We start from the raw sequence: 12,278 nt of genomic DNA on the forward strand, positions 1-12,278 counted from the left end.
CGATGCGACTTAGAGATTGGGATCGAAATTTAAAGATTCGCCTTGCTGGTGAATCAACGGTTAATGTTACATTTTGGATGTTTTTTCCGTTTTTAGCGATATATTTTACTGAATCCTTTGGAAAATCAATTGCTGGGTTCTTATTAATACTTTCTCAAGCTTTTTCTATTGTCGCTAATTTGCTTGGCGGCTATTATGCAGATAAATTCGGTAGAAAGAAAATGATGGTCATATCAAGCATGGCGCAAGGGATTGTATATCTAATTTTTGCTCTAGCAAGTTCTCCTTGGCTTGATTCTCCGGCCATTAGTTTTATCTGTTTTACTATTGTTAGCCTGTTTACTAGTATTTATTGGCCAGCAAGTCAGGCGATGGTGGCTGATGTAGTAAAAGAGAAGGATCGTAGCAGCGTTTTTGCTATTTTCTATACGTCTACTAATATAGCAGTAGTAATTGGTCCGATACTAGGAGGCTTCTTTTATAAAGATTATCGCTTCTTTCTCCTTTTAGCAGCTGGACTATTAAATATCCTATTAAGTATTGTTTTAAAAATTTGGATTGCTGAAACAGCTCCGCCATATAAAGAGCTAGATCGTACGAAAAAGAATTGGATAATGGCACTTGGTACGCAGTTAAAAGACTATCAAGTAATTGTAAGAGACCGCACTTTCTTATTGTTCATTTTAGCAGGCATATTAATTGGGCAAACCTTTATGCAATTAGATTTATTATTACCAGTATATGTTGATGAAATGGTTGCTACGCAAAACTTAATTTCCATCGGGAATTGGTCGTTAGAAATTCAAAGTACACAGGCTTTTGGATTAATTTTAGCGGAAAATGGATTAGTAGTAGCTTTATTTACGATTATGGTGACAAGATGGATGGCTAAATTCAAAGAGAAGAATGTTTTTATTGTTTCTTCCTTTATTTATGCAACGGCTGTTATTATGTTTAGCCAAACAAATTTAATTTGGGGACTAATGTTCGCAATGCTGCTATTTAGTTTTGCAGAATTGATGACAGCAGGAATTCAACAAAGCTTTATTTCCGAAATTGCTCCAGATAACCAACGAGGAAAATATTTTGCAGCAGCAAGTCTCAGGTTTACTTTTTCAAAAATGATTGCACCACTATCGATTCCAATGAGTGCATGGTTCGGATTCGAATGGACATTCCTAATTATCGCAATACTAGCCGTAATAAGTGCTTTTATTTATTACGTGATGTTCAAACAATTCGAAACGAAAAAAAGAAATCTACAAGCTGTGAAACAATTATAAAGGACTGCAAGTTTCCTCCCCGTAAGTGGCTATAAGTCAATTACGGGGAGGTTTTGTTTTTTTAAATAATTTTCCTTTTTATCCAAACTTTTTTCTTTAGTCTTTCGTCTAATGTAAGGTAAGGAGGTTTAATGTTTTGGAAGAATTGTCAATATGCTGGAGGGAAATAGATAATAAAGAAGAAGTGTTTGATGAAATTATGATCACATACGGACAAGAGCTATTACATTTAGTCTTTTCTTATGTGAAAAATGAAGCGATCGCAGAAGAATTAACGCAGGATATTTTCGTTAAAGTATATTATTCATTACATAAATATAAAGGGAAATCGAGTTTTCGAACTTGGATTTGGAGAATTGCTATAAATCATTGTAAAGATTATTTAAAAAGCTGGTATACAAAAAATGTCATAAAAGTGAATGACGAATATCTTTATGGAGAGGACAGTAGAGAAAGCATAGAACAAGTAATTGTTCAGAAAGAGGAAGAACAATTACTTGTTCAGGCGGTGATGAACTTACCAGTAGTGTATCGAGAAATAATTTTTCTTTTTTACTTTGAAGAATTAACGATGAAGGAGATTTCTTCTATTTTAAGGGTGAATGAAAATACTATTAAAACACGGCTAAGAAGAGCAAAGCATTTACTAAAAGAGGTAGGAGATGAAGAGAAATGGAAAAGCGACTAAAAAACCTTCAACCTGGCTTGAAAAAGACTTATTTTGATCATCTTCCATTTACGGCTGAGCATCGCAAAGAAATCATGAAAAAAATTCAAATAAAGAATAAGGAAGAAGAAATTCTTTTAGCAGCTTTGCAATTACTTCATAATAGAAAAACTGGTTTTGAATTAACAGAGCTGTTGCGCGCTCGCGGCTTTCAAAAGTTTGAAAATCAGGAAGGGTTTATCTATACTTTTTTGCATCGATTGGAACAGAAAAATATAATTGTTTCAGAATGGGAAAATAACAAGATTAAATATTACCAAATAGATCGCAAAGGGAAAAAACTTGAAAAAAAGTTGGAAACAGAAGGGGGACGTAGTAAAAATATTAGAGAACTGATAGATTGGGTGTACGTAAATGAGTAACAAGCATCTATTTTTAAATAAAGTAACGGAACAAGTGAAATCGAAAGAAGCAAAGCAATCGATTAAATTAGAAATGGAGCATCATATCCAACTTGCTAAAAAAGGATGGATAAGAAAGGGCTTGACAGAAAAAGAAGCGGAAGAAAAAGCAATCAATGAAATGGGAAGTCCTATCCAATTAGGTCGAGAATTAAGTGAAATTTATCGTCCTATCATTGATTGGGTTATCGTTGCCTTAACAGTGAGTTTATTAATGATAGGGATTTTGCCAACGTTATCATCACCTCTTCTTTTTATCGCCCAAAAGTTATTTATGATTTTGTTGGGCATAACAATAGTCATTGGTTTTATGTATGTGGATTACCGTAAATTTGCTGATTTTGGATATTTATTTTATTTAACAGGATCGTTGATATTGATAACTGTTATTTTCTTTAACAATATTACAATTAATGGAATGAACTATATAAAAATTGGACCAATTATAATCAAAGGAATAATGGCAATCCCCTTCTTTTTATTAGCCTGGGCTTCTTTTTTTAGTAAGAAAGAATTTAGATATGTTTCCTTCTTATGCTTATTTTTCTTTTCATGTGTCCTATTTCTCTTCGGATTTGATAGTATTTCCACTGTTTTTATTTATATCTTTACAGTTGCTGTTATGTTATTTTGGAGTGGTTTTTCTAAAAAGAAAGTCTTTATTACATTTGGAACAGGAACAATCCTTCTTTTATGGATGCTTTTTATTACAAGAGGAAGTTATCAACTAAATAGACTGATGGCATTTATATTTCCTGAAAGATATGCCCAAGAAGCTGGTTACTTTTATTTATATTTAGAAAAAATATGGGCTAATCTGAAGTGGATTGGTCCTCCAGATATGGAAAAGTTAACTTTTATTAATAATACGGACACTGTGTTTCTTCAACTTACCTATCAATTTGGATATGTGATGGCTGTGATTCTTGTATTGCTATTCGGTACGCTTATTCTAAAGATGATTACCAATGTCAAAAAAATAAAGAATCAATATGCAAAATTTCTATTAATAGGATCTATCACGTTGTATAGTGTCCAAGTCATTTATAACCTTGGAATGTGCATGGGGTTTCTACCAGTTATTTCTTTATCCTTGCCATTTATAAGTTATGGTGTTGTGCCAACCGTTATTAATGCATTATTAATTGGTCTAATATTAAGCGTTATTCGCAGAAAAAATTTTCAATAGTATTTGGGGGAACGGTATGATTCGAATGTATCTTGAGGCAATGGTTATTTATATATTAATGGGAGCACCGATTTATCTATTAATTCGGTATTTATATGTCAAATGTAAAAAACAACAAATACAATGGATCAAGGAAAGCCTTCTCTTTCTATTTGTCATGTTCTGTATTGGGGTAGCATCACAGACCATTATTTGATGGTTTCGAAAACCCCTGGCTATGCCGGGGGTTCCGGAGAGCTTATAGCGAGGTAACAAAAAAACCTCCTTTCATGGTAGGATAAAGTTGGTTTCCCGACCACTTTATCTCACGCAAGAAGGAGGTATGCCCTTATGAAGGACATGAACAGTTTAGCACATACAACATGGAATTGTAAGTATCACATAGTCTTTGCCCCAAAATACAGAAGGCAAATTATTTATGGCAAATACAAAAAGAGTATAGGACAAATCATAAGAGAGCTATGTGAAAGAAAAGGTGTCATTATACATGAAGCAAATGCCTGTCCGGATCATATCCATATGTTGGTTAGTATTCCACCAAAATTAAGTGTATCGCAGTTCATGGGTTACCTAAAAGGAAAAAGTAGCCTGATGATATTTGATCGACATGCGAATTTGAAATATCGCTATGGGAATCGTAAATTTTGGTGTCGTGGTTTCTACGTTGATACCGTGGGGAGAAATAAGAAACAAATACAAGAATATATAAGAAATCAGCTGAAAGAAGATTATATGGCTGATCAGCTAACTTTGTTCGAAGAATTCGATCCGTTCACGGGTGAGAAAAATCGGAAGTAAATAAAGAAATTCTTTAGAATTGGTGAGTGAATGTGGTGCAGAAGGGAAACCTTTTCAGTGGGCCTTTAAGGCCGAGGCCGGTAAGAGAGGCTTTTAGCCGCAGAGCAAACCACCAGTTCACACTGGTGGTTTTGATTCCCCATTGGTATATGACGATTGGAGAGGATGGAAAACAGCAACTTTCTATTCAAATGACAGAGGGGGTAAGAAGCATTAATCTTATTCCTTTTTCTACGATTTATTCTTACTTAGCTTTTTCAAATGATCAAGTTAGTAATTGGCAACAGGTTTCTCTAGTCAATCTATTGGGAAACGTTCTTGTCTTTGTCCCATTTGGAATTTTCCTGCCATTATTATGGAGCATATTTAGAAAGTTTACGTCATTACTTTGGATGTCCATTTGCATTCCGTTATTTATAGAGATTACCCAATTATTTATTGGAAGAAGTACCGATATTGATGATGTTATTTTAAATATGTTAGGGATTATTTTTGGTTTTTTCCTATATAAAATCCACCATAATCTTTTTCATAAGGGAAAAGCATTTGTTGATATTAAAGACTAGCAAAAATTGATTTATATGTGCCCTTTCGGTGTCACTAATGGTTAATTTTTAACACCTTATGTTAACCTTTTTAAAAACTCTTTAGTAACCTGAGTAATTCCTTTATGCGCAGGATAAATATATCCAAAGTAATAGTTGTTTTTTATCGTATCTACAAATGGTAGTGTGACATAGCTGTTATTGTTTGCTAACCCAGTTATTGTTTTAAAAGCATAATCGTAGCCTATATTTATGGCCGTATTTCTTTCTAATGCATATCGAATAGTTTCTACATTGTTGGTGGTAAATAAGATTTCCATTTTATGTTCTAAAACATCTAAGTTTTGGACAAAGTCTAAGATAGAATGATCGTTATATAAAATAATTGGTTGATTCTCTAGCATTTTCTCGGTGATGTACGAATTGTTTGCTAAAGGAGACTTCTTATTTACTGCAACAACCATACATCCATTATATAATTTATGAAAACGTATGTTTTTGTTATTCTTGATATCTTCTTCCGTATATAGAATGAAACCAATATCTACTTCTTCCTTTATAACTTTTTCAATAATATGCTGAGAATTATCCTCTTCTATAGAAGCCTTGGTGAACGGAAAATCTTTTTTATACAAAGTTATTTGATCTGCCAGCAAATCCAATGGACCTGGAAAGGTAGCGATTTTTAACTCGCCTTTTAATGTATGTGTAAACTTTTCGGCTTCATCGAAAAACGCTTGTAATTTCTCCAGTACTCCGTTAGCTTTTTGAATAAGAATTTTTCCTTCGCCTGTTGGATGTGTTCCTTTTCTTGAACGATGAAAAATGGTAATGCTCAATTCTTTTTCCAGCTTTGTCACAGATTGACTAAGAGCAGGTAAAGAAATATTTAATTTTTGAGCAGCCGTTTTTAATGAGCCAGCATTTGAGATTTCTACTATATATTTTAATTGCTCTATATTCATAAATAATCCCTTTCCGAAAATGATAGATTATAGTTAAGTAACAGTTAACTATAGTTAATTATAATATAATTTTAAATTAATAACAGAAGTACTATAATTAAATTGTTTCTGAAACTTAAGTTTTTAAGGCCTTAAATAACAAATAGCTAGGAAAAATAGTAGATAAGCTATAAAACTATTTAAGTCAGGGGATGTTTGGTAGTGAAAGCTTTAAGATGGCATAATCAAAAGGATATTCGATTAGAAAATATAGAAGAACCGCAAGTAGCACAAGGAAAGGTGAAAATTAAAGTAAAATGGTGTGGTATTTGTGGCAGTGATTTACATGAATATTTAGGTGGACCTATCTTTATTCCGGTAGATCAACCACATCCTTTAACAAATGAAATAGCACCCGTTACATTAGGGCATGAATTTTCAGGAGAAATAGTGGAAATTGGAGAAGGAGTAAGCGACTATCAAGTAGGTGATCGTGTGGTTGTTGAACCTATTTTTGCGACACATGGCCACCAAGGTGCTTATAATTTAGATGAGAATATGGGATTCCTTGGTTTAGCAGGTGGAGGTGGAGGTTTCTCTGAATATGTCTCTGTCGATACAGAATTACTTCATAAATTGCCAGATGAATTGTCCTATGAGCAAGGAGCATTAGTAGAGCCTTCAGCTGTAGCTTTGTATGCTGTTCGTTCAAGTAAAGTTCAGGCAGGAGATACGGCAGCCGTTTTTGGTTGTGGTCCAATTGGCTTACTCGTAATAGAAGCGTTGAAAGCAGCAGGTGCAACAGATATTTATGCAGTTGAGCTTTCTCCAGAACGTCAGGCGAAAGCAGAAGAACTTGGAGCGATCGTTATAAATCCAGCTGAATACGAAGATGTTGTAGCAGAACTTATTCATCGTACAAATGGTGGTGTAGATGTATCTTTTGAAGTAACTGGAGTACCAGTAGTTTTAAAACAAGCTATTCAATCTACTTCCATTGCAGGGGAAACAGTCATTGTTAGTATTTGGGAAAAAGGGGCGGAAATCCTTCCTAATGATATCGTCATTAAAGAACGTACTATTAAGGGAATTATTGGTTATCGAGATGTATTTCCTAGTGTGCTGAATTTAATGAGAAAAGGATATTTTTCAGCTGATAAATTAGTGACGAAAAAAATTAAATTAGATGATGTTATTGAAGAAGGGTTTCAATCATTGATTTCCGAAAAAAATCAAGTGAAGATTTTAGTAAGTGCAGAATAAATGATAGAATTTAAAAACAAGGATTTCCGGAAAATGGATATCCTTGTTTCTATTATATTCTCATTCAACTGCTTCATTCATTTCTGTTGGACCAGTTTGTTCATCTAACTCTTTTGGTGGAACCGCACGTTTGACAAACATGGCAAGCACAAGTGCTACAATTACGATACCAACGGAAATAAGAAATGCATCATTAATTCCCTCAAGCATTGCTTTCATTCCAAGCTGCTCTTGCATGGTTGCAATTACTTCTGGGCTTGGTTGAGTAGTTGTATTACTCATTTTTTGCATTGCTTCTTGCGCTAATTCCTCACCATGTGTTTTTGTACGTTGAGACATGATGGTTATCATCACTGCAGAACCTATCGCACCTGAAACCTGAGACAACGTATTATTTAAAGCTGTACCATGAGGATTCATTCTAGATGGTAATTCATTTAATCCATTTGTCATAATTGGCATCATAACCATAGACATACCAAACATACGTAAGGAATAGATAATCACAAGTGTAGTAATAGTTGTGGTCATGGATAATTGACTAAACATATAAGTTGTGAAAGCCGTAAGTGCTAAACCTACTAAGGCTAGTGTTCTTGCACCATATTTATCAAAAAGCCTGCCCGTAATCGGAGACATGATCCCCATGATAATCGCACCAGGTAATAATAATAGACCCGAATGGAAAGGTGAGATACCTCTAACTGTTTGAATATACATTGGCATAAGTAGCATTGCAGAGAATAGTGCAATGTTTACTACAACCGTAATGATCGCTGACAAAGAAAATAATGGATACTTGAAGATTCGGAACTCAAGCATGGGAGCAGTCATTTTTAATTGACGAAGCACAAAGAAAATTAGCGCTATTAGACCAATAATTAAAGTTCCATATACATGAATGCTACTCCATCCCTTTGTTCCAGCAGAACTAAATCCGTATAGTAATCCACCGAACCCTAAGCTTGATAAAAGGACAGATAGGCGGTCGATATGAATATCTGTTTTTTCTTTTTTATCTTTAAGTTTGAAAATTGCTAAGACTAAGACCATGATAGCAAAAGGCGATACAACATAGAACAACATTCTCCATTCATAATGTTCCACGATATATCCTGATAAAGTAGGACCAATTGCTGGAGCAAATGTCATAATAAGACCAAAAATCCCCATTGCACTCCCGCGTCTTTCTATTGGAAAGCTAGTCAACAAAAAGTTCATTAAAACAGGCATCATAATGGATGAACCAGAAGCCTGTATCATTCGAGAAAGCAACAAAATTGGGAAGGAATGTGCTATTCCAGCCATTAATGTACCGGCTACAAATAGAGACATTGCTGTAATAAATAATCTTCTTGTCGAGTATTTTTGAATTAAAAATGCAGAGGTTGGAATCATAATTCCATTTACAAGCATATATCCTGTAACAAGCCATTGACCAACCGAAGGATCAACCTTGAAGTCTGCACTAATAGATGGTAAAGCAATATTTAATAGTGTTGAATTTAGAAATGCGACAAAGGCACCCGCCATTAAAATAACGATAATGCCATATGGCGGTTTTTTTTCATTCGATGTTGCATTTGTGTTCATTAAAACAATTCCTCCCTATGAACTCTACGTTCTTTTTATCCATTGGATCTAAGCCTAAATAATAATATACCTGTAGTATAAATATTGCAATAAAAATGTTTAGAATCCCTAAATAAAAAATAATTTCTTTACAATTCGCTTTTATTTAATTGAAAAAAACCTTATTAAAACAATGTTTTACCACCATATCTTAAAGAGAAATGATTGTAATTCTTCTCTAAATAACCTAGTATATAAATTGAACCAGCAGTCTAAATTTATTATCAAGGTGGTTAAATGAACAAACGTAAAAAGCATGTTATGGATAAAGCGCATGAATTATTTATTGAAAATGGATTTCAGCACACATCGATTCAAGATATACTAGCTGCAAGTAATATTTCAAAGGGGACTTTTTATAATTACTTTTCCAGTAAAAATGAATTGTTAATTTCTATTTTCAAAAACATTTATACAGAATTGGAATGGCAAAGGAAACAATTGCTTATAGGGCAGGATAAAGCTGATAGTGTTCTATTTATAAAACAAATAGAAATGCTAATTAAGACAAATAACCAATATAAGATAATTTCTTTATTTGAAGAAATTCTTTTTACAAATGATGAAGAATTGAAAGGCTATATAAAAAACAGAAGAGTGCATGAGTTAAACTGGGTGTACAATCGGTTAATGGATGTTTGTGGACCAACAAGCAGAAACTATTTAGTAGATTGCTCCATCCTGTTAATGGGAATGATTCATTCTACTATTTATATGCATAGCTTAGTTTATCAGGAGAACGCCAATATTCATCAAATTGTTCAGTATTGTGTAAATCGAATTTTAGAGATGGTAAAACAATTATCTCATTCTAAGGATGTTCTTTTAAAGCCAGAGACGCTTTACAATTTGATTAATGTACAATCATTAAAAGATCATGATTCTGGAAAAAAGGAAATTCTTTGTTTGCTTTATAAATTGAAAGCAGATTTAAAAAGAGCTGAAGAATTTTTTCAAACTCAAGAAAAAATGGATCAATTGTTAGAGTTTATTGAAGAAGAAATAGAGATGAGATATCCTAGGTATTTTATTTTAGAAAGTACATTGAAATCCTTATCGCTGGAAGTGAAAGATACGCCATTTACCGAAACAGTGGTTACACTTGCGGCAAGAATTGAGAAAGTATTCTCCAAACAGAATCGTTAATACCTACGGATAAGGGAAAAGTCAAAGTGTTAACTGACTTTTCCCGTTTTGGTTTGCAAGCTTAACGCAGTTAAGGAATAAATAATGCTCCTATTACGAACAACTTGGTTTATTTTTACCTAATTTATGTCGCATAAAAAATGTGGCAGCTGCAATGATCAAAACAAATGCTAAACTAACAAAAAAGCCGATTCGTACTGCTTTTTCTATAATAGTACCTGCTACTGCGATGGCGATGAGCAATATACCAAAGGACGCCTTTAATTTATCCCACAAATTTCCTTGAAGTACTTTAAAGGAAGAAAGGAGGATGAAAGTCCAGTTATATAATAGAAGAATTCCGGCTGCTGTTGTAATATATTCGAATATTTTCCCAGGCAATAATAGTGCTGCAATGACAGAGGCAAAGAGTCCAACTCCTCCGAGAATAAAGGAAGGAAGAGGTAACTGATTGAATTTTTTTAGCTTTTTTGTAAATATTTTGGGGGCATCTCCACCTTTTGCCATTGTCACTAAAAGGCTAGTTACTCCAAACAGAGCTGCTGTCATTGTGGAAAATCCAGCGATTATGATAGCGCCATTAAAAACATGGGGGAAAAAGTTTAAATGATAGTCCGATAACGCAGTTACGAACGGACTTTCTTTTTCCGAAAATTGATCTAGCGGAGCTAAAATTGTCGCTAATCCTAATGAAAGTACATAAATAATTACAAGAATAATAAGCATATTGGTGCCGGCTTTCGGTGCATCTTTTTTATCCTTCAGCTGCATCGCCATTAATCCAATGACTTCAATTCCGCCATAAGCGTAAAATGCGAATAATAATGAAATCCAGAAGCCTTTATAGCCTTTTGGAAAGATGTCATCCATGGAACGAGGAATGGAGACATCACCGTTTCCACCATGAATCCACCCAAAAACAGCAGCGGCAGCTAAACCGATAAACATAATGATGGCTGCTGTTTTAATAATGGCCAAATAATTTTCTACACGATCGAAGCCTTTTGTTCCTAGAAAGACAACAAATAAGGAAAGAACTGCATAAATACAGGCAAACACCCATAATGGTATTTTGGGAAACCAAAATTGAGATAAAAGGGAAAGCGCTGTTAATTGGCTTCCCATGATTAGAATATTAGAAAACCAATAATTCCACCCACAACTAAAGCCAGCCCATGGACCAAATGCTTTGTTTGCATAGTAACAGAACGATCCTTCTTGTGGATCCTTTGCAGTCATTTTTGCTAATTGGTTAAAAACAATATACGTACCGATAGCAGCTAAGATAAATGTAAAAACAATGGAGGGGCCTGTTTCCTTTATTCCTAGACTAGAACCAAGAAAATAGCCCGTACCAATCGTACAACCTACACCAATTAATGATAGTTGCCACCACTTAAGATCTTCTGATTTTGAGTTTGCTTTTTTATTATAGAAAAGAAAACCCTGGGCTATGCCTAGGGTTCCAAAAAGCTTACAGCGTGGTATTAAAAAAACTTCCTCGTGGTGCTAAAATATTTTTTGGTTCGCCAACCGAAAATAAATAGCCAGGAGGAAGTCCTTATGTCAAAAGACAATAATAGTTTAGCACACACAACTTGGAATTGTAAGTATCACATAGTATTTGCACCAAAATATAGAAGACAAATAATTTACGGGAAAATAAAGAAAGATATTGGGCAAATCTTACGTACCTTGTGTGAGAGGAAAGGCGTAGAGATAATAGAAGCAACTGCGTGTAAGGACCACGTACATATGTTAGTGAGTATTCCGCCAAAATTAAGTGTATCAGCATTCGTAGGATATCTAAAAGGAAAAAGTAGCTTGATGATATTTGATAGACATGCACAACTGAAATATAAGTATGGAAATCGAAAATTTTGGTGTACAGGATATTATGTAGATACGGTAGGAAGAAACAAGAAGGTAATTGAAGAATATATCCGTAATCAAATACAAGATGATCTAGTCGCAGAACAATTAACGATTATGGAATATATTGATCCATTTACAGGGGAAGAAGTGAAGAAAAAGAAACGAAAAAATTAGGAGAGAAGGCCTTTGAGGTCTGGCCAGTAGAAGTAGTACAATTGGCGAACCTTTCAGTAGCCCTTTAGGGTTTGGTCAGTAACAAAGGCTTTCAGCCGCAGAGAAAACCACCCGTTCTCACGGGTGGTCCTTATTTTGTCATTGTTTTCTCCTCTTTAAATAATGATAGGGGATTACAAAAGATTAAGAGCAGTTAACCACTATTAGTATGTCAGCTTTTTCAGCAATTATTTGTTTCACTTATAACCCGTAATGAAACAATATCTATTCCAAAATTCTTTTCTAAAAGGAAAAAAATATT

General features: G+C 34.1%; 13 protein-coding genes. 10 read left to right on the forward strand and 3 right to left on the reverse strand.

Going from position 1 to position 12,278, the window contains the following annotated elements; all coding sequences use genetic code 11:
- Positions 1–2 precede the first annotated feature (2 nt).
- The 7 genes from NKG37_RS15380 to NKG37_RS15410 all read left to right on the forward strand — a co-directional run bounded on the left by NKG37_RS15380 (position 3) and on the right by NKG37_RS15410 (position 4,964).
- A complete protein-coding gene (locus NKG37_RS15380) occupies positions 3–1,283 on the forward strand; it encodes an MDR family MFS transporter (RefSeq protein ID WP_254416405.1) in 1,281 nt (426 codons plus the stop codon).
- A gap of 136 nt (positions 1,284–1,419) precedes the next feature.
- Positions 1,420–1,971, forward strand: a complete 552-nt coding sequence (locus NKG37_RS15385; protein WP_212118736.1) for a sigma-70 family RNA polymerase sigma factor — start codon at positions 1,420–1,422, stop codon at positions 1,969–1,971.
- On the forward strand, positions 1,956–2,372 hold the full coding sequence (locus tag NKG37_RS15390; protein ID WP_212118735.1) for a PadR family transcriptional regulator: 417 nt from the start codon (positions 1,956–1,958) through the stop codon (positions 2,370–2,372). Before NKG37_RS15385 ends, NKG37_RS15390 begins: the two co-directional genes overlap by 16 nt.
- Complete coding sequence (locus NKG37_RS15395) at positions 2,365–3,600, forward strand: FtsW/RodA/SpoVE family cell cycle protein (protein WP_254414907.1); 1,236 nt, start codon at positions 2,365–2,367, stop codon at positions 3,598–3,600. Before NKG37_RS15390 ends, NKG37_RS15395 begins: the two co-directional genes overlap by 8 nt.
- A 16-nt stretch (positions 3,601–3,616) precedes the next feature.
- Entirely contained in the window at positions 3,617–3,796 is a 180-nt protein-coding gene (locus NKG37_RS15400) for a hypothetical protein (protein ID WP_254414908.1), read from the forward strand.
- Between the two features lie 134 nt (positions 3,797–3,930).
- Positions 3,931–4,398 carry an IS200/IS605 family transposase gene (gene tnpA / locus NKG37_RS15405; RefSeq protein WP_100525941.1) on the forward strand — a complete coding sequence of 156 codons (468 nt, stop codon included), beginning with the start codon at positions 3,931–3,933 and terminating at the stop codon, positions 4,396–4,398.
- A 149-nt stretch (positions 4,399–4,547) separates the two neighbouring features.
- A complete protein-coding gene (locus NKG37_RS15410) occupies positions 4,548–4,964 on the forward strand; it encodes a VanZ family protein (RefSeq protein ID WP_254414909.1) in 417 nt (138 codons plus the stop codon).
- Between the two features lie 56 nt (positions 4,965–5,020).
- On the opposite strand, the gene NKG37_RS15415 is transcribed toward NKG37_RS15410, so the two are convergent.
- Positions 5,021–5,908 carry a LysR family transcriptional regulator gene (locus NKG37_RS15415; protein ID WP_212118731.1) on the reverse strand — a complete coding sequence of 296 codons (888 nt, stop codon included), beginning with the start codon at positions 5,906–5,908 and terminating at the stop codon, positions 5,021–5,023.
- 201 nt (positions 5,909–6,109) lie between these two features.
- Between NKG37_RS15415 and NKG37_RS15420 the strand changes: the two genes are divergently transcribed.
- Entirely contained in the window at positions 6,110–7,150 is a 1,041-nt protein-coding gene (locus tag NKG37_RS15420; protein WP_016200865.1) for a 2,3-butanediol dehydrogenase, read from the forward strand.
- Positions 7,151–7,210: 60 nt separating this feature from the next.
- On the opposite strand, the gene NKG37_RS15425 is transcribed toward NKG37_RS15420, so the two are convergent.
- Positions 7,211–8,743: a DHA2 family efflux MFS transporter permease subunit gene (locus NKG37_RS15425; protein ID WP_254414910.1), complete on the reverse strand. Its 1,533-nt coding sequence runs from the start codon at positions 8,741–8,743 to the stop codon at positions 7,211–7,213.
- A 276-nt stretch (positions 8,744–9,019) separates the two neighbouring features.
- Between NKG37_RS15425 and NKG37_RS15430 the strand changes: the two genes are divergently transcribed.
- Positions 9,020–9,928, forward strand: a complete 909-nt coding sequence (locus tag NKG37_RS15430; RefSeq protein ID WP_101730121.1) for a TetR/AcrR family transcriptional regulator — start codon at positions 9,020–9,022, stop codon at positions 9,926–9,928.
- A gap of 93 nt (positions 9,929–10,021) precedes the next feature.
- Here the strand turns inward: NKG37_RS15430 and NKG37_RS15435 are convergent, their stop codons facing one another.
- Positions 10,022–11,383, reverse strand: coding sequence for an amino acid permease (locus tag NKG37_RS15435; RefSeq protein WP_169189643.1), 1,362 nt, complete (start codon positions 11,381–11,383; stop codon positions 10,022–10,024).
- 108 nt (positions 11,384–11,491) lie between these two features.
- Between NKG37_RS15435 and tnpA (NKG37_RS15440) the strand changes: the two genes are divergently transcribed.
- Positions 11,492–11,977, forward strand: coding sequence for an IS200/IS605 family transposase (gene tnpA, locus NKG37_RS15440; protein WP_061800923.1), 486 nt, complete (start codon positions 11,492–11,494; stop codon positions 11,975–11,977).
- The last annotated feature ends 301 nt before the right edge of the window (positions 11,978–12,278 follow it).

It is taken from the genome of Niallia sp. RD1, from assembly GCF_024219955.1.
Lineage (GTDB): Bacteria > Bacillota > Bacilli > Bacillales > Cytobacillaceae > Niallia > Niallia alba.